Origin of the sequence: Bradyrhizobium sp. ORS 375, assembly GCF_000239775.1 — a bacterium.
Taxonomy (GTDB): Bacteria; Pseudomonadota; Alphaproteobacteria; order Rhizobiales; family Xanthobacteraceae; genus Bradyrhizobium.
In genome coordinates, this window is the sequence record NZ_CAFI01000454.1 from 18,937 (window position 1) to 34,514 (window position 15,578).

The window sequence follows — 15,578 nt, forward strand, 5'->3', positions numbered from 1 at the left end:
TCTGCTGTGGCTGTTCTTCGGCCGCTGATCGCCGGGAACGACGACAAGAGACTGATTACGCGACGCGTTCAACCGAAAAGCCCCGCCAGAAGCGGGGCTTTTTGCGTTAACATGTGCAAACAAGAACACGACGCATCGCGTGATGGGGGAGGCACGACATGTCCAACAAAGCCAAACTGACGATCTGGGGTCGCACCAATTCGGTCAACGTGCAGAAGGTGCTGTGGTGTCTGGCCGAGCTTGACCTGACGTATGAGCGCATCGATGCCGGCATGCAGTTCGGCCGCAACAACGAAGCCGATTACCTCGCGATGAATCCGAACGGCCGCATCCCGACCCTGGTCGACGGTGACTTCGTGCTGTGGGAGAGCAACGCGATCATGCGATATCTCTGTCTCGCCTATGGCGGCGACACCCCGCTCTATCCTGCGCAGCCGCGACACCGCGCAGCCGTCGAGCGCTGGCTCGACTGGACGTTGTCGACGGTGCAGTCGATCGAGCGCCCGCTGTTCTGGGGCCTCGTGCGCACGCCGCCTGGGCAGCGCGACATGACGGCGCTGCAGAAGGCCGCCGACGACGCCGCGGCGATGTGGCGCATTCTCGACGCGCACCTCGCCACACGCAGCCATGTCGAGGCGGACAGCTTCACGCTCGCCGACATCGCGCTCGGCGCCTATGCGCGGCGCTGGTTCGGGGTGGAAGGCGTGACCAAGCCGGAGCTGTCGAACCTGACGCGCTGGTACGAACGCATCGCCCAGCGACCGGCCTTCATCCGGCACATCGCGCCGCCGCTGTCTTGAGGCGTCAGCGCCGGGCGGATGTGCCCATCTCCACGCTCAGGGCTCCGCCGACCTTCACGCAAGTGTCGGTGCCCTCGACGCGGACGAAACTGGCGCCGTAGGCTCCGCAAGGATTGCCGGTGACCGCGGCGGGCCGCGATGCTGCCGGCTTGCTGCCGGCGCTGGCCTTCGGTGTCGCCGGCGGTGACATCAGGAGCGACGATCCAGGCGAGCCAGCAGATGCCGGACTTGCGGCGGCCAGCCACGCGATGATGCCGAGAATGAAAGACCTGCTCATCCGCGCTTGATAGCGCGTCGGTCGCACGGACGCGACAGCGCGATGCGCTACTTGCCGATGAACTTGACGCCAACGGAAGCGCCGCGGCGCCAGACCACCTGGCACAGCCGGCCGGTGCGGGCGTCGCGGGCGAAGGCGAGCCGGATCGTGGCGGGCAGCGCCGCAGCGTCCTCAAGGGTCAGCTTGGCTCCGGCGCTGGAGATGTCCTGGACCAGGCAGTGGCGCACCGCGAAGCCGCCATCCAGCGTGATCCACGCCGGCTGCTTCATCGACTTGCGGGCTTCCCGCTTCTTGGTCGCGGCCATCAATCCTGCTCCTGCTCGCCCGCTGCAGTACGGCAAGGACCCTAATGGACAGTTGATCGGACCAACGACGGACTGCGACCGGTCGACACGCGGCGGCCGCCGTGCGGCGACGCGAACAGTGCTTGAGGAGAAAAATACCGGCGCGGATGGCGCTCCCTAGCGAAGAGCGGCATTTGAACGAAATCAGATACTTAGGTCGCTTTTTGGGGAAGCGCTCCAGCCTTCAATTATAAAGGCTTCTGGAAACGCTCCCCAAACGGTTGACCGGATCCATGGAAGGCGATCAAGTGCGCATCATCCCGCATAGCCCGAAGGGCATTCCGGACACCGGCAGCTTCGAGGTGCGCTTCGCCGACGGCCGGCCCTCGGTCTATTTCTATTGGGACAACAATCCCGGCCGGCGATCTCAATGGGCGGCGTGACGTCGGATGCGCGACGCCATGACGGCCGCCGGCCTGCCGCTCGACTGCAGGCCGCACGGGCTACGCAAGACGCTCGGCCGCCTGCTCGCCGATGCCGGCGCGACCGCTCACGAGATCATGGCCGCCCTCGGCCACATGACCCTCGCCGAGGCCGAGCACTACTCCCGCGAAGCCGACCGCCGCCGCGGCGGTAAGCGCGCTATCTTGAAGCTGGAAGACCACAAGGCGAACAGATCGCCCAGGCCGGACTTTGTCAGTGAAGGAAGTGACCCGAGCGCTAAGCGACAACATCATCCGGCCCTGCCGCAATTGTACTTGAGCTGGACAGCGAGCTGCGGCTGAGCTCGAGTCCGGCCAATTGGAACGATAGCTAGACTTTCGATCAGAAGGAAAGTTGCTTCTTATGAACCCACGAAATTCGAGCTTTGATCGAGCAGCCGGTGGAGATAGGAGACATGACGAAAAAGGCACCATACGCACGTGGGCGCATGCTCTGTATTTTCTGCGGAAGCCCTGGTGTCACCAAAGAGCATTTTTGGGGACGACGTTTCGCTAGGTACTTTCCCGATCATCTGCTGCGTACTCAACACCACACGATGAATCTCGATCCGGCAACCTGGCTTTACTCAGTCGAGAGCGGCAGACTCAATCGTCGCCAAGGTGGCTTGGTAGCGAGTCAGCTAAAGGTTGTTTGCCGCGCCTGCAACGAAGGCTGGATGCGTGAGAGCGTTCATGAACCAGCGGCCCAGACACTTAAATCGCTGTTTCTGGGACGATGGCCGACACTTGGCCTCGCTGAGATGCTAGCGATCTCGCGTTGGACGACACTCTTCACGATGATTCATGACTTCACCAATCCCGCCTCCTTGAGCATCAATCCGTCCGACCGCGCGTACTTCAGAGAAAATCGACTACCGCCGATTGGCTGGACGATAATGATCGGCCGATACAGCGAGCTGCGGCTGGACCGTCAAAGCGCGGCCAATCAATTTGGTTACCGGATTGTTGCGAAGGATGGACCAGAACCGATCGACGGTCCAAACAACGCCCACACGAACGCGATTGCTGCAGGAAAAATCGTGTTACGCAGCAGTCAACTTCCCTCTGAAGCCGAAGATCCCGCGGAGTTTGCAGCTCGTTACGGCTTAACAATAATTTGGCCGGCACCCGAGGCGTTCAAGATCCCTCCAACTGAGCACGATTATCGGTCATTTGATGTGATGGCTACCGATATAGCTCGCCGCCTTCGACTGCCGTTCATCTCATACGAGGCCAATGCTTTATCCTCTTCAAAGAACTTAGCCCGACCAGGACTTGACCTAATTAGTCGACGCTCCTGAGCACTATGAAAGGTGCTCACTGCCGACGGCTTCTCCGGCTGCATGCGCGACGCAGCCGCCGGACTGCCCTCGCTCGGCAAGCGCAAGGCGGCCGAACTGCTTGCAGATGCCGGCGCTACAGCTGACGAGATCATGGCCGCCCTCGGCCACATGACCCTCGCCGAGGCCGAACGCTACGCCCGCCAAGCCGACCGCCTTCTCCGCGGCAAGCGCGCGCTGGTCAAGCTCGAGAACATAAAGCGAACAGGATTCCCCAAACCCAACCTGCGAGTTTGGGGAAACAGGAAAAAAGCTGAGTAATTTCAATGCCAAAAACAGGGTGCTGGCGCTCCCTAGCGGAATCGAACCGCTCTCTCCACCGTGAAAGGGTGGCGTCCTAACCGATAGACGAAGGGAGCACGACGCACGATACCGCGGAGGCACGAGGCCCCGGCGCCATCGCCGTTTGCGCGCTTCTTTGAAAACCATCACCAAATCAGTGTCTTGCGACCATGATCTGCGAGGTCGGCTGAACCATCGAAGATGATTCCGTGCCGCGCGCGCCGAACGTATAGAGACGTTTGCCCGCCCGGGCAAGCCGCCCGTGACCGCATTTACCGGCCGCGACTGGCCATGCTCAACGCGCCGCAAACAGCGGCGAGATCCCGTCGGTGTCGATCAACACGATCCCGTCCTCGACCTTCACAGGGTACTCGGCCAGCGCACTCTCCGACGGGTGCACGGGCAGTCCGGTCAGCGCGTCCCAGGTCCAGTTGTGCACCGGACAGCTCAGCAGTCGGCCGTCGAAGCCCGCCTCCTCCATCGGCGCCGCGGTATGCGGGCACACGCCCTGGAACGCCTTGAGCTCACCGTTGTCGGGCCAGGCGAGGATGATGAGCTGGGCATCGGCGATGACCAGGCGCATGCCACCTTCGTCGATCGTGTCGGCCTTGCAGGCGCGGGTGAACATGCGCGGTGCCTCCTCGTGCTCGTGATGCAATTTTCGCCAACGATCGAGTCGAGCAAGACTCGTTCCGGGCGCTCGCGCCCGTTGCGCGCAAAACGATGGCACCCTTCTTGCTGCCCGCCCTGCAGAGACATCGTCGAACGCGTCGCTCTTGTCGCGAAAGCGACAGAGCCACCAGCGTGCCGGCGAGCTGCGCGATGGAGTGTGACATGACCGACATGACGGAGTTGAGGACACGCAAGGAGCCGCTCAACCTCGCCATCGTCCATGTCGATCCCGATGCCTTCATTGCCAACCTGATGGGATGGCTCGAGATCACCGCGTTCATCAAGGCCCAGCGCGCCGGCGAGGCAACGGCGCCGGCCGACGGCAAGACGCCGCCTTTGTCGGCCGCGCAGCTCAAGACCGGCGGCGTGCACGAGGTCGGCAACGACGCCCTGTTTGCGTTTGCGATGACGGCCGCGCTCAAGGGCGACAAGGCCGCCGTCGACAAGGTCGAGACCGCCCTGCTCGAGCAGATGGGACAGGACTTTCCCGGCTCGTTCGCGCTCTGGCACTTCCGCACCACCATCGATGCGCCGACAACGCTGGACGATTTTGTCGGTCAGGCCGGCAAGAAGCTGCTCGCAGGCGACCTGCCACCGCCGCCGCTGCGTCCCAAGGAAAATTGGAGCGCGGGCCTGCGCTTCTTCGAGAAGGCGCGCAAATCCAACTTCATTCACGAGGTCATGTACCCGCTGGCGAAATGGACGCGGGCGCGCTGGACCGAGACGGCCGAGAAAGGCGTCGCCTTCCTGCATCACATCGAGGACAACGTCCCGGTGCTGCGCGAGGTGTTGGAGGAGCCGCGCAACGATCAGGCGTTCATCGCCAATGTGCTGCTGCGGCTGGCGCCGGCGGTCGACATGGAGCTGAACGAGGAATACCAGGGCTTTCTGCGCTCGCTGGCTCGGCGCAACTGAGTGACGAGCGTGAGACCGTCCGCTGGCCTGCCGGCGCAAAAAGGCCGGCGGGCGTTACGCCGCCGGCCTCTTGTCGCGACTGCCGGCTCCGGCCGTCCGGTTCCGTCGCACTCCTGGGGGAGTATGCGAACAGGGTCGCGCGACTTGGTTAACGATCACTTAACGTGCATGCAGCAGAGCGACAAACGGCGCAGCAATGCACGGCAAGCGAGCGCCGGGACGAACCACTGGCCGGAGCGCAGGTCGTGGGCACGCTGCGCGATCGGGTTCGCGCGTGCGACGTCCCGTCGGCTCAGTGCACCGTCACCTCAGGGCTCAGCTCAACACCAAGGCGCGCTTCTTCTCGCGACGAAGCTTCAGCTCCTGGCAGCCTGACAGACGCACGAACTCCTGCGGATGGATATCATAGCCATGGCAGCCGAACGTGTTCTGCTGCGACATCGGCGCCTGCGCCGGACTGTTCCGGCCGGCGACGCGGCCAGCCGACTTGGTTCGGACCGGCTCGATCCCTGTAGTCAACGCGGTCATAGCCAACTCCGTGAAAGAGTGCCTGCCCCCATGATCGGGAACTATAGCCCTCTGGATTTCAGGCGCAATTGAGACAAAGCGCCCGTGAGACAAAGCGCCGTGAGACACAGTGTCTCTCAGCTCGCCGCGGCGCGCGCCTGCTCCGCCTCCTGCTCCCAGCGCAGGATCGTCCGCTCGAGATTGTGGAATTTCTCGGCGACCTCGCCGTCGAACAGTGGGTCCTTGCGGTCGGACATGCGGGCATCGATGTCGGCCCAGTCCTCCGGCTGCAGCGCCCGCAAGGCGGCCGGAAACAGCAGCGTCTCCTCCTTGCGCAGATGCTCGCGCTGACTGTCGATGAACTGGTGCACGGCGGCGTGGAAGCTCTCGCGCAGGATCTCCTGGTCCGACAGGACGGCATTGACCGCATCGGCAAAACCGCGCAGCCGCTGCGCCTCGGTCTCGTGCTCGTCGTCGACATCGCCATAGGTCGCGGCCGCCGCCGGATCGCGCGCGCGCAGCTTGCCGAAGATCATCTCCTCCTTGGGATGATGACAGCGCTGCGGATAGTCCTCGAAATAGGCGATGATGCTTTGCAGGATGTCGTAGTCGGGCCGCCGATTGTGATCGAACAGCTCCAGCTCGTGCTCGAGCACGGAAAGAAGCCTCTCGAGATTCTCGTGCTCCTGCAGCAGCGCCTCGATGATCTTTGCCATGGCAGCCTCTTTGCGCCGGCCGGGCCCTGCCGAACCGGCATGTTCCCCGTTGGCGAAAGAGTACGCCCGCGCGAGCGCGGGCGGCATTGCGGCAGATCAAAGTTGACAGGCCGGCGTGACAAATCGGCCGGACAATTCACTCAGCGGCGAGCGCCTGCGGCGCGCGCGCCAGCCCCAGCCTGTCCCAGACGTCGACCAGCGCCTCGGCCAGCGCATCGATCAGGCGATCATCGTGGTAGGGTGAGGGAGTGATGCGCAGCCGCTCCAGGCCGCGCGGCACCGTCGGATAGTTGATCGGCTGGATGTAGATGCCGTGCTCCGACAGCAGCAGGTCTGAAGCCGTCTTGCACTTCTCGGGATCGCCGACATGCACCGGCACGATGTGGGTGTCCGAGGGCATGACCGGCAGGCCCGACGCGTTCAGCACGGCCTTGAGCCGGGCCGCCCGGTCCTGGTGGCGGTCGCGCTCCCATTGCGAGGTCTTCAAATGCCGGATCGCCGCAGTCGCGGCGGCGCAGACCGGCGGCGGCAGCGCCGTGGTGAAGATGAAGCCCGGCGCATAGGACCGGACGGCATCGATCAGGTTGGCATTGGCGGCGATGTAGCCGCCGAGGCAGCCGAACGCCTTGGCCAGAGTGCCTTCCAGGATGTCGATGCGGGCCATCGCGCCGTCACGCTCGGCAATGCCGCCGCCGCGCGGGCCGTACATGCCGACGGCATGGACCTCGTCGACGTAAGTCAGCGCGCCATAGCGGTCGGCGAGATCGCAGATCCGATGCAAGGGCGCGACATCGCCGTCCATCGAATACAGGCTCTCACAGACGATCAGCTTGGGCCGGTCCGGATCGGCGGCACGCAGCAGCTCCTCGAGGTGCGCGAGGTCGTTGTGCCGCCACACCTGCTTCTCGGTGCCGGCCTTGCGGACGCCCTCGATCATCGAATTATGGTTCAGCGCGTCCGACAGCAGCAGGCAGTTCGGCAGCAGCTTGGCGATCGTCGAGATGCCGGTCTCATTGGAGACGTAGCCGGAGGTGAACACCAGCGCCGCCTGCTTGCCGTGAAGATCGGCGAGCTCGCGCTCCAGCTCGACCAGCGGATGGTTAGTGCCGGCAATGTTGCGGGTGCCGCCGGCGCCGGTGCCCATGCGCGCAGCGACGTCGACCATGGCGCCGATCACCTTCGGGTGCTGGCCCATGCCGAGATAGTCGTTGGAGCACCAGATCACCACGTCCTTCGGACCCTCGGGGGAATGCCAGATCGCGTGCGGAAAGCGGCCGGCGCGGCGCTCAAGGTCGGCGAACACGCGGTAACGGCGCTCCTGATGCAGCTGGTCGAGGGCACGGTCGAAATAGCTGTCGTAGTTCATCCTGATCGTCCTTCCCCTGCCCGGCGGCCCCGGCACGAAGCGGCCGGTGAGCCCATCATCTCGGCCTCGGGTCGGACAAAAGCCCAGTTCTGCGAGCCGTTCGTTGATCCAGATCAGGGACTGCGCGTGGTTCCGGGTATTCGGCCTGCCACGGCTGAGGCCGAGAACCGGCCTCGCTATCGTCCCTGTGGCTGTCCCGCGTCGGCGATGTCGAGCTGCAGCGGGGCGCCGCTGTCCAGGAAGGCGGTCAGCGCCGCTTCATAGGGCGTAGGGTCGAGGGCGCACGCCGCCAGCCATTGCGGCTCGTAATAAGTCTGGCGATAGCGCTCGCCGGAATCGCAGATCAGCGTGACCAGCGAGCCGGCCACGCCGCCCTGCCGCATCTCGGCCGCGAGCCGGCACAGCGCCAGGAAATTGGTGCCGGTCGAACCGCCGACCGGCCGGCGCAGCCGCCGGGTCAGGACATTCATCGCCGCGATCGAGGCGGCATCCGGCACTTTCATCATCCGGTCGACCACGCCAGGCACGAAGGACGGCTCGCAGCGGGGACGGCCGACGCCTTCGATCAGTGAGGGGCGGTCGCAGGTCTGGGCGCTGTCACCCTTGCAGAAGGCGTCGAAGAAAGCCGAGTGCTCGACATCCGCGACGCAGAGCCGAGTCGGATAGCAACGGTAGCGCAGATAGCGGCCCATCGTCGCCGAGGTGCCGCCGGTGCCCGCGCCCATCACGATCCAGTCCGGGATCGGGCAGCGCTCGCCCTGCAGCTGGGTGAAGATCGACTCGGCAATGTTGTTGTTGCCGCGCCAATCGGTGGCGCGCTCGGCGAAGGTGAACTGGTCCATGTAGTGGCCGCCGAGCCGCGCGGCGAGCGCAGCCGCCTCCGCATAGAGAAACCGGCCGTCATCGATCAGGTGGCAGTTGCCGCCGTAATGGGTGATGGCCGCGATCTTCTCGGCCGAAGTCGTGCGCGGCATGACCGCGTAGAACGGCACGCCGATCATCTGCGCGAAATAGGCCTCCGACACCGCTGTCGACCCCGAAGAGGCCTCGACCACCGGGGTGCCCTCGCGGATATGGCCGTTGCACAGCGCATACAGAAACAGCGAGCGTGCCAGCCGATGCTTCAGGCTGCCGGTCGGGTGCGTCGACTCATCCTTCAGATAGATGTCGATGCCGGCGAGCGCGGGGACGATCAGCCGGATCAGGTGCGTGTCAGCCGTCCGGCACTGGTCGGCCTCGATGGCGGCGACGGCGTCGTCCACCCAGCCGCGGCGATAGCGCGGCGGGCGGGACTCATCCGGGCGGAAGAAGGTCGGCGGGTTCATCGCGCTTACGGATCATGATCGCCGAGTCACATCAAGCCCGCTTGCCGCCCTGCTCCCATGCAGCAATCGCCCGGCGAACACCCCAGCGCTCCTTCCCACATTTGCGCTGGCGGGTAACAAGGCGCTCCCGTGCTGCGAGCAATGCGCCGCATTCGCACCTAGATCTGGACCAGGAAATTTGAATCTCGGCGAGATTGGCCAAACATTTGCACACTTTCACGGCGAACTATGGCAGGCATTGGTGGCGCGACCAGAACGCGCCGAGGCGTGAATTGAGTTGAGGCTTGAGGGCGAGGCTGAGGCTCGGCGGTTGCCATCACGAGCCGCGCCTCGCCGCAGACGAGGGGCATCATGAGAGTTCTTGCGTTCGTGCTCGCGACGCTGGCCGTGAGCCAAGCCGCTTATGCCGAGGGCCTGGAATGTCGGCGCGTCGCCGATCCCACGCCGCGGCTGAGCTGCGTCGAGACGCCAACCACCGCCCAGGCGCCGGCGCCGGGACGGACCGACGTCTGGACGCCAGCGGAGCCGCGGCAGCCGACGCGTGACGGCGACGGCGCCTCGTCGAGAAGCTCCCGGATTCGCTGAGCGAACTGGCCCAGAGCTTCTGATCGGCATGTCACAGCGGCGGCGTGGGATTTTGCGCGATTGACGCCTTGATGAACGGCCGTTTTTGCCGACATGTAAGTCCTGCTCCGCGGCTGCGAACCAGTCTCAATCCAGGCCTCGCGCGGGAGGTGACGGCTGGTTCGACCAGCCGCATTCGATGATCGGAGACCATGGCCTACCTGCCATCGCAAATAAACCTGCTGGAAGCGCTGGCGACCGTGGTCGGAACCGCGGCGATCGCGCCTGCGCTGCTGATCCTGTGGCTGGTGGTCGCCGCCGGTGACAATTCCGGTCCACCGCTCAAGATCTGGAGCGCTTTCCTGCTCGGGGCCGCCAGCGTGCTGCTGCTCGGCATCATCAGGGCCCCGTTCCAGAACGTCGGCCTGGCGATCGACAATCCGTGGATCGCACAGGCGGTCCGGGCGCTGTTCAGCGTCGCCCTGCCGGAAGAGATCGCGAAGGTTGCGGTGATCGCGGCCCTGTGGTCGCGGCGCCGCCAGGTCGGCAATGCCATGGACACGGTGTTCTACGGCGCCGCGGTGGGGCTCGGCTTCGCCGCTTACGAGAACCTCGCCTATCTCGTCCAGCATGCCGAGATGTGGCGCTCGCTAGCGATCCTGCGCAGCGTGCTCACCGTCCCATTCCACGGCGCGCTCGGCATCATCGCCGGGGCTTATCTGGCGATCGCCCGCACCTCGACGGCGCTCGGCGCCAACCGGCACAATCGCGACTGGGCGCGGATGTCGAGCTGGGCGCTGGTGCTGGCCGCGCCGGTGATGCTGCATGCGGCGTTCGATTACCCGCTGCTGCTGCTGCAACGCGCGTCCCACCTCGATCCGACCTCGCGGCTCTGGCTTGGCGCCGTGAGCGTCTTGATCGGCTTCTCCTCGATCGGGCTCGCCGTGCGGCTGGTGCGCCGGGTTGCGCATCATCACACGCCGCGCACCCAGGTGGCACGGGACCGGCTGAGCCAGCTGCGGCGGATGTGGGCCTTGCTGCTGCTCGGCGGCGCTGCCGGCTTCGTCGGCCTCGGTTTCGTGCTGACCTCGGTCCGGCACTGGCTGCTCAACCCCGACCGCAACATTGCCGGCGTTCTGGTTCCCCTGGGGCTTACCGCGATTCTTCTCGGGGTGGCCCTGCTGATTGTCACAACGACGATCTATGTTTTCGGCCGTAACCGCATGCGGACCACGGCCTGAGGCAGGGCCGCAACGCCGCCATTGCAACGAAACGCGCCTCATGCGCTTGTCCGGGCCGTGGTTCCACACCATGTGCTTTGGCAGGCAGGCGCAGCGTTCGGCGCGCGACCATGCCCGGAGTACTGATCGATGACCCTTCCCCAGGATACGATTCCGCCCGAGCTCGAGCGCATGAGGTCGCAGATGAGCGCGGCCGTGCGCGCCCATTGGAAGGCCTTCCTGATCGAGGGCGTCCTGCTCGCGGTGCTCGGCCTGCTCGCCATGGTCCTCACGCCCCTGGCGAGCCTTGCGGTCACGATCTTCCTTGGCTGGATGTTCCTGATCTCGGGGATCGCGGGGCTCGCGCTGACCTTCTGGGCGCGCGGCATGCCCGGCTTTTGGTGGTCGCTGCTGTCGGCGGCGCTCGCCATCATCGCCGGAATCATCCTGGTGGCGCAGCCGGTCCAGGGCACGCTGACCCTGACCGTCGTGATCGGCGTCTATTTCCTCGCCGAGGGCGTCGCCACGATCATGTATGCGCTGGAGCACCGGCGCGAATTGTCCGGCCGCTGGTCCTGGCTCGCCATCTCAGGACTCGTCGACATCGCCATCGCCGGCATCATCATTTCCGGCCTGCCGGGCACGGCCGCATGGGCGATCGGCCTGTTGGTCGGGATCAATCTCTTGTTTGGCGGCGTGTCGATGATCGGCATGGCGCTCGCGGCGCGCAACGCCTGAGCCCCGGAGCTCGGGCGGCAGAGTTTCGATTTTTGGGATGACAAGGGGCGGCGCGGCCGCTATACGACTTTCATGATCAACGCCGCCACCAGCTATTATTGGTACTTTAGCTACGACAGCTCGCTGGCGGCGGGAGGATCGCGCTCAATCTGACACATTGCAGCAAGATATCCGAACAAGCCGCCAGACCTGGCGGCTTTTTTATTGCCGGCAGGTGCCCTTCACGTGACACAGGAGCCCGCCGTGCTGAGTACGACAGACGATCTTCGCATCAAGGAAATCAAGGAATTGAGCCTGCCCGTGGAGGTGATGGGCGAGATTCCGCGCACCCTCACCGCCACCCGCGTGGTGATGGCCGCGCGCAACGCCATCCACGCGATCCTGACCGGCAGCGACGACCGCCTGCTGGTCATCGTCGGTCCCTGCTCCATTCATGATCCCAAGGCGGCGCTCGACTACGCCGGGCGGCTCGCCACCCTGCGGGAGCGCCTCGCCGACCGGCTGGAAATCGTGATGCGCGTCTATTTCGAGAAGCCGCGCACCACCGTCGGCTGGAAGGGCCTGATCAACGATCCCGATCTCGACAACTCCTTCGACATCAACAAGGGCCTGCGGCTGGCGCGCAACGTTCTCTCGGCGGTCAACAATCTCGGCCTGCCCGCGGGCTGCGAATTCCTCGACATGACGACGCCGCAATACATCGCGGACCTCGTCGCCTGGGCCGCGATCGGCGCGCGTACCACGGAGAGCCAGATTCACCGCGAGCTTGCCTCCGGCCTGTCGTGTCCGGTCGGCTTCAAGAACGGCACCGACGGCAACATCCGCATCGCCGCCGACGCGGTGAAATCGGCCGCGCATCCGCACCACTTCATGGCGGTCACCAAGGGCGGCCGCTCCGGCATCGCGGCGACCACCGGCAACGAGGACTGCCACATCATCCTGCGCGGCGGCTCTGGCCCGAACTACGACGCCGCCCATGTCGAGCAGGCCTCGGCCGAGCTGGTCAAGGCCGGCCTGCCGGCGCGGCTGATGATCGACACCAGCCACGCCAATTCGAGCAAGAAGCCGGAGAACCAGCCGCTGGTCGCCGCCGACATCGCCGGCCAGCTGGCGAATGGCGAGGACCGCATCATGGGCGTGATGATCGAGAGCCATCTCGTCGCCGGCCGGCAGGACGTCAAGCCGGGCGTGCCGCTGACCTACGGCCAGAGCATCACCGACGGCTGCATCGGCTGGGAGACGACGGCGGAGGTGCTGGAGCAGCTGGCCGACGCGGTTGCTGCGCGGCGGGCGAAGCGTCGCGACTCCCTGCGCGAGCGCTCGGCTTAAGGATCTGCAAAGAGCAGAGCGGCGCGCCTCGTGCGCGCCGCCGATGGCCTGCGCAGCTGACGCTCAGCAGCCTCGGCAGATGCTCTTGATCTTGCGATCGAGCTCGCGATCTTCCTTGCTCATGTTGCCCATCGAGCTCTCGTCGGCCTGCTCGGCCTTCGGCAGATCGCTCGGCCGCGGCTGACGCCGCTTCTTGGCGCCCTGCGTCGTGGAATCGCCGCTCATGCTGCTGCCCTGCGCGAGCACAGCGCCATCGGCCGCCAGGATCAGGAGCCCCATCGCGATCGCAAGCGTCTTCATCGCAGGTGTCTTCATGTTGCTCCTCCGTGTCAGCGGAATCAGCCGATCACTTCATTCCCCAGCGGGCGGATAGAGGTGCGCCTCGCCGCAATAGTCAACCACACGATAGCGCCTTTGCGGAGCTGCGGCATGATCCTGCGCAACAGAATCCTCGGCAGTGATGTATTGCGGCCCGACCGGGGCCTTGCCGTAGCCACCGGGAATGTCGAGCACGTAGTCGGGCTGGCACAGGCCGGACACCCGCCCGCGCAGCGCCCGAATCAGCGCCTGTCCTTCCGCCAGCGTCGTGCGCAGGTGCGCGGTGCCCGGCGCGAGGTCGCCATGGTGCAGGTAATACGGCTTGATGCGGGTCTCGACGAAGGCGCGCATCAACGCCTCCAGCGTCGCCGCGTCGTCATTGACGCCGCGCAGCAGCACCGACTGGCTGACCAGCGGAATGCCGGCGTCGACCAGCCGCGCGCAGGCGGCGCGCACCTCGGGGCTGAGCTCGCGCGGATGGTTGGCATGCAGCGCGACCCAGGTCGCCGCGCCCGCGACCTTCAGCGCATCCACCAGCGCCGGCGTGATGCGGGCGGGATCGGCGACCGGCAGCCGGGTGTGGAGGCGGATGATCCTGACGTGATCGATCGCGGCGAGATCGGCCACGATCTCCTTCAACCGGCGCGGTGACAGCATCAGCGGATCGCCACCGGTGAGGATCACCTCCCAGATCTCGCCATGCGCGCGGATGTAGTCGATCGCCGTGCGATAGGCGTCCTCGGACAGCGCATTGTCCTTGCCCGGCCCGACCATCTCGCGGCGGAAGCAGAAGCGGCAATACACCGCGCAGACATGCACGAGCTTGAGCAGCACACGGTCCGGATAGCGGTGCACGATGCCCGGCACCGGCGCATGCGCCTCGTCGCCGATGGGATCGCCGCGCTCGCCCGGCGCCGCGACCAGTTCGTCCGCCGAGGGCACGAACTGGCGCGCGATCGGATCATCGGGATCGTCGCTGTCGATGAGGTCGGCGAGATGCGTCGTTACCGCCACAGCGTAGCGCGCCGCGACGCGATCCAGGACGGGCCTCTCGGCGGAATCGACAAGGCCCTGCGCGACGAGATCGTCGGCGCTGCGCAGGGTCGTGGGCCGTTCGATCCGGTTCATCGCTGCTCACCTGCCGGCGGCGTCCACACCACCTGATCGATCCTGACCGCGCCGGCCGCCAGCATGACCAGCCGGTCGAAGCCGAGCGCGACGCCGCTCGCCTGCGGCATCGCGGCCACGGCGGCAAGGAAATCCTCGTCGAGCGGATAGCGCTCGCCGTATCGCCGCTGCTTCTCCGCCATCTCCAGATCGAAGCGCCTCCGCTGCTCGGCGGCATCCGTCAGCTCGCCGAAGCCGTTGGCGAGCTCGACGCCGCAGGCATAGACCTCGAACCGCTCGGCCACGCGCGGGTCGGCCGCCGCCACCCGCGCGAGCGCCGCCTCCGGCGTCGGATATTCATACAGCACGGTCACCCGGCCGTTGCCGAGTTGCGGCTCGACATGCTCGACCAGCAGCTTGCTGAACAGGTCCGACCAGGTGTCGTCGTCGCCGATCCGGACCTTGCCCTGCCCGGCTGCCGCCAGCGCATCGCGGTCCCCGACCCCGTCGCGGATCGTCGCCAGCAGGTCGATCCCGGCGTGGCGGTCGAAGGCGCCGGCGACGGTCAGCAGCTCGGGCTCGGCATAGGGATCGGCGGTGCGGCCGCGGAAGCCGAACTGCCGGATGCCGGTGGCCTGGGCGGCATGGGCAATCACCACCACGGTGTCGGCCATGATGGCATCGTACGAGGCCTCCGCCCGGTACCACTCCAGCATGGTGAATTCGGGCAGGTGCAGGTCGCCGCGTTCGCGGTCGCGGAATACCCGGGCAAACTCGAAGATCCGCCGCTCCCCGGCCGCCAGCAGCTTCTTGCAGGCGAATTCCGGAGAGGTTCTGAGATACCGCTGATGCCGCCCCCCGTCGGCCGCCGTCAGCGCGGTCGCCGGCGCGTGCAGATGGGTCTCGTTGCCCGGCGAGACCTGCAGGATGCCGGTCTCGACCTCGGTAAACCCCTGCTCCTCGAACCAGGCCCGCAAGGCGCGCGTGATGGCCGCCCGCGCCTGCAGGAACGGCCTGACATCGGCGTGCCGCTGCGGCGACCACCAGGGCGACGGGGACGGTCCCTGGCGCATCATGCGATCGCCAAAAGGCTGGCAAGCTCGGACAAAATCAGTATGTTGCGCCCCGAAACCGCACCCGGCGTCCGACCGCCGCCCGGCTCTGCCCGTTGCCGGGCCCCAAGATCAGGAAAAACAGCTTTGAAAGTCATCGCCAGCTCTATTCGCAAGGGTAACGTCATTGAGCAAGACGGCAAGCTCTACGTTGTCGTCAGCGCCGAGAACATCCATCCCGGCAAGGGCACCCCGGTCAGCCAGATCGAAATGCGCCGAATCAG

General features: G+C 65.8%; 20 protein-coding genes, 1 tRNA gene and 1 pseudogene. 11 read left to right on the forward strand and 11 right to left on the reverse strand.

The features are described from left to right. Positions 1–158: 158 nt before the first annotated feature. Positions 159–800 carry a glutathione S-transferase family protein gene (locus BRAO375_RS30615; protein WP_009031299.1) on the forward strand — a complete coding sequence of 214 codons (642 nt, stop codon included), beginning with the start codon at positions 159–161 and terminating at the stop codon, positions 798–800. Between the two features lie 4 nt (positions 801–804). On the opposite strand, the gene BRAO375_RS36715 is transcribed toward BRAO375_RS30615, so the two are convergent. Then, positions 805–1,077, reverse strand: a complete 273-nt coding sequence (locus BRAO375_RS36715; RefSeq protein WP_083842572.1) for a porin — start codon at positions 1,075–1,077, stop codon at positions 805–807. A 47-nt stretch (positions 1,078–1,124) separates the two neighbouring features. Further along, positions 1,125–1,382 (reverse strand): PilZ domain-containing protein, encoded by a 258-nt coding sequence (locus BRAO375_RS30620; RefSeq protein WP_035643139.1) that lies wholly within the window; start codon positions 1,380–1,382, stop codon positions 1,125–1,127. 272 nt (positions 1,383–1,654) lie between these two features. Here BRAO375_RS30620 and BRAO375_RS38260 point away from each other — a divergent pair, with 272 nt between their 5' ends. From BRAO375_RS38260 to BRAO375_RS30630, 4 genes are all read left to right on the forward strand, one after another. Then, a complete protein-coding gene (locus tag BRAO375_RS38260) occupies positions 1,655–1,804 on the forward strand; it encodes a hypothetical protein (protein WP_009031301.1) in 150 nt (49 codons plus the stop codon). A 6-nt stretch (positions 1,805–1,810) separates the two neighbouring features. Further along, complete coding sequence (locus BRAO375_RS30625) at positions 1,811–2,146, forward strand: tyrosine-type recombinase/integrase (RefSeq protein ID WP_009031302.1); 336 nt, start codon at positions 1,811–1,813, stop codon at positions 2,144–2,146. Positions 2,147–2,259: 113 nt separating this feature from the next. Continuing rightward, positions 2,260–3,144, forward strand: coding sequence for a hypothetical protein (locus BRAO375_RS37765; protein WP_139031511.1), 885 nt, complete (start codon positions 2,260–2,262; stop codon positions 3,142–3,144). A 12-nt stretch (positions 3,145–3,156) separates the two neighbouring features. Next, positions 3,157–3,444: a phage integrase gene (locus BRAO375_RS30630; RefSeq protein ID WP_009031304.1), complete on the forward strand. Its 288-nt coding sequence runs from the start codon at positions 3,157–3,159 to the stop codon at positions 3,442–3,444. A 23-nt stretch (positions 3,445–3,467) separates the two neighbouring features. On the opposite strand, the gene BRAO375_RS30635 is transcribed toward BRAO375_RS30630, so the two are convergent. Further along, positions 3,468–3,542 (reverse strand) — tRNA-Glu (locus tag BRAO375_RS30635). Between the two features lie 218 nt (positions 3,543–3,760). After that, positions 3,761–4,093 carry a monooxygenase system ferredoxin subunit gene (locus BRAO375_RS30640; protein ID WP_009031305.1) on the reverse strand — a complete coding sequence of 111 codons (333 nt, stop codon included), beginning with the start codon at positions 4,091–4,093 and terminating at the stop codon, positions 3,761–3,763. A gap of 206 nt (positions 4,094–4,299) precedes the next feature. On the opposite strand from BRAO375_RS30640, the gene BRAO375_RS30645 reads away from it, so the two are divergent. Further along, positions 4,300–5,052 carry a hypothetical protein gene (locus tag BRAO375_RS30645; protein ID WP_009031306.1) on the forward strand — a complete coding sequence of 251 codons (753 nt, stop codon included), beginning with the start codon at positions 4,300–4,302 and terminating at the stop codon, positions 5,050–5,052. A 315-nt stretch (positions 5,053–5,367) separates the two neighbouring features. Here BRAO375_RS30645 and BRAO375_RS30650 read toward each other — a convergent pair whose 3' ends face one another. From BRAO375_RS30650 to BRAO375_RS30665, 4 genes are all read right to left on the reverse strand, one after another. Beyond that, the gene (locus tag BRAO375_RS30650) at positions 5,368–5,580 is read right to left on the reverse strand and encodes a hypothetical protein (RefSeq protein ID WP_009031307.1); all 213 of its coding nucleotides are present in this window, start codon (positions 5,578–5,580) and stop codon (positions 5,368–5,370) included. A 116-nt stretch (positions 5,581–5,696) separates the two neighbouring features. Then, positions 5,697–6,275 carry a hemerythrin domain-containing protein gene (locus tag BRAO375_RS30655; RefSeq protein ID WP_009031308.1) on the reverse strand — a complete coding sequence of 193 codons (579 nt, stop codon included), beginning with the start codon at positions 6,273–6,275 and terminating at the stop codon, positions 5,697–5,699. Between the two features lie 136 nt (positions 6,276–6,411). Continuing rightward, positions 6,412–7,641, reverse strand: coding sequence for a 5-aminolevulinate synthase (hemA, locus tag BRAO375_RS30660; protein WP_009031309.1), 1,230 nt, complete (start codon positions 7,639–7,641; stop codon positions 6,412–6,414). A 176-nt stretch (positions 7,642–7,817) separates the two neighbouring features. Beyond that, a complete protein-coding gene (locus BRAO375_RS30665; protein WP_009031310.1) occupies positions 7,818–8,966 on the reverse strand; it encodes a PLP-dependent cysteine synthase family protein in 1,149 nt (382 codons plus the stop codon). 351 nt (positions 8,967–9,317) lie between these two features. Between BRAO375_RS30665 and BRAO375_RS30670 the strand changes: the two genes are divergently transcribed. The 4 genes from BRAO375_RS30670 (at position 9,318) to BRAO375_RS30685 (ending at position 12,817) form a co-directional block, all read left to right on the forward strand. Then, positions 9,318–9,551 carry a hypothetical protein gene (locus BRAO375_RS30670; protein WP_009031311.1) on the forward strand — a complete coding sequence of 78 codons (234 nt, stop codon included), beginning with the start codon at positions 9,318–9,320 and terminating at the stop codon, positions 9,549–9,551. A 191-nt stretch (positions 9,552–9,742) separates the two neighbouring features. Then, positions 9,743–10,771 (forward strand): PrsW family intramembrane metalloprotease, encoded by a 1,029-nt coding sequence (locus tag BRAO375_RS30675; RefSeq protein ID WP_009031312.1) that lies wholly within the window; start codon positions 9,743–9,745, stop codon positions 10,769–10,771. Between the two features lie 129 nt (positions 10,772–10,900). Continuing rightward, a complete protein-coding gene (locus BRAO375_RS30680) occupies positions 10,901–11,488 on the forward strand; it encodes an HdeD family acid-resistance protein (RefSeq protein ID WP_009031313.1) in 588 nt (195 codons plus the stop codon). Between the two features lie 243 nt (positions 11,489–11,731). Next, entirely contained in the window at positions 11,732–12,817 is a 1,086-nt protein-coding gene (locus tag BRAO375_RS30685; protein WP_009031314.1) for a 3-deoxy-7-phosphoheptulonate synthase, read from the forward strand. A 63-nt stretch (positions 12,818–12,880) separates the two neighbouring features. Here the strand turns inward: BRAO375_RS30685 and BRAO375_RS30690 are convergent, their stop codons facing one another. Genes BRAO375_RS30690 through epmA form a run of 3 tightly spaced genes read right to left on the reverse strand, consistent with a single transcriptional unit; the run spans position 12,881 to position 15,318 of the window. Continuing rightward, complete coding sequence (locus BRAO375_RS30690; protein ID WP_009031315.1) at positions 12,881–13,132, reverse strand: hypothetical protein; 252 nt, start codon at positions 13,130–13,132, stop codon at positions 12,881–12,883. Between the two features lie 36 nt (positions 13,133–13,168). Further along, positions 13,169–14,263: a lysine-2,3-aminomutase-like protein gene (locus BRAO375_RS30695; RefSeq protein ID WP_009031316.1), complete on the reverse strand. Its 1,095-nt coding sequence runs from the start codon at positions 14,261–14,263 to the stop codon at positions 13,169–13,171. Further along, entirely contained in the window at positions 14,260–15,318 is a 1,059-nt protein-coding gene (epmA, locus tag BRAO375_RS30700) for an EF-P lysine aminoacylase EpmA (RefSeq protein ID WP_009031317.1), read from the reverse strand. Before epmA ends, BRAO375_RS30695 begins: the two co-directional genes overlap by 4 nt. Before the next feature lie 39 nt (positions 15,319–15,357). On the opposite strand from epmA, the pseudogene BRAO375_RS39070 reads away from it, so the two are divergent. Beyond that, a pseudogene (locus tag BRAO375_RS39070) lies at positions 15,358–15,578 on the forward strand (elongation factor P); the annotation flags it as partial.

Excerpts from the sequence above, each read along its gene's own strand:
- BRAO375_RS30615 (WP_009031299.1), top strand. The coding sequence starts at position 159 with ATGTCCAACAAAGCCAAACTGACGATCTGGGGTCGCACCAATTCGGTC.
- BRAO375_RS30650 (WP_009031307.1), bottom strand. The coding sequence starts at position 5,580 with ATGACCGCGTTGACTACAGGGATCGAGCCGGTCCGAACCAAGTCGGCT.
- BRAO375_RS30620 (WP_035643139.1), bottom strand. The coding sequence starts at position 1,382 with ATGGCCGCGACCAAGAAGCGGGAAGCCCGCAAGTCGATGAAGCAGCCG.
- BRAO375_RS30690 (WP_009031315.1), bottom strand. The coding sequence starts at position 13,132 with ATGAAGACACCTGCGATGAAGACGCTTGCGATCGCGATGGGGCTCCTG.
- BRAO375_RS30645 (WP_009031306.1), top strand. The coding sequence starts at position 4,300 with ATGACCGACATGACGGAGTTGAGGACACGCAAGGAGCCGCTCAACCTC.
- BRAO375_RS30625 (WP_009031302.1), top strand. The coding sequence starts at position 1,811 with ATGCGCGACGCCATGACGGCCGCCGGCCTGCCGCTCGACTGCAGGCCG.
- BRAO375_RS38260 (WP_009031301.1), top strand. The coding sequence starts at position 1,655 with ATGGAAGGCGATCAAGTGCGCATCATCCCGCATAGCCCGAAGGGCATT.
- BRAO375_RS30665 (WP_009031310.1), bottom strand. The coding sequence starts at position 8,966 with ATGAACCCGCCGACCTTCTTCCGCCCGGATGAGTCCCGCCCGCCGCGC.
- BRAO375_RS37765 (WP_139031511.1), top strand. The coding sequence starts at position 2,260 with ATGACGAAAAAGGCACCATACGCACGTGGGCGCATGCTCTGTATTTTC.
- BRAO375_RS30640 (WP_009031305.1), bottom strand. The coding sequence starts at position 4,093 with ATGTTCACCCGCGCCTGCAAGGCCGACACGATCGACGAAGGTGGCATG.
- BRAO375_RS30655 (WP_009031308.1), bottom strand. The coding sequence starts at position 6,275 with ATGGCAAAGATCATCGAGGCGCTGCTGCAGGAGCACGAGAATCTCGAG.
- epmA (WP_009031317.1), bottom strand. The coding sequence starts at position 15,318 with ATGATGCGCCAGGGACCGTCCCCGTCGCCCTGGTGGTCGCCGCAGCGG.
- BRAO375_RS30680 (WP_009031313.1), top strand. The coding sequence starts at position 10,901 with ATGACCCTTCCCCAGGATACGATTCCGCCCGAGCTCGAGCGCATGAGG.
- hemA (WP_009031309.1), bottom strand. The coding sequence starts at position 7,641 with ATGAACTACGACAGCTATTTCGACCGTGCCCTCGACCAGCTGCATCAG.
- BRAO375_RS30695 (WP_009031316.1), bottom strand. The coding sequence starts at position 14,263 with ATGAACCGGATCGAACGGCCCACGACCCTGCGCAGCGCCGACGATCTC.
- BRAO375_RS30670 (WP_009031311.1), top strand. The coding sequence starts at position 9,318 with ATGAGAGTTCTTGCGTTCGTGCTCGCGACGCTGGCCGTGAGCCAAGCC.
- BRAO375_RS30675 (WP_009031312.1), top strand. The coding sequence starts at position 9,743 with ATGGCCTACCTGCCATCGCAAATAAACCTGCTGGAAGCGCTGGCGACC.
- BRAO375_RS36715 (WP_083842572.1), bottom strand. The coding sequence starts at position 1,077 with ATGAGCAGGTCTTTCATTCTCGGCATCATCGCGTGGCTGGCCGCCGCA.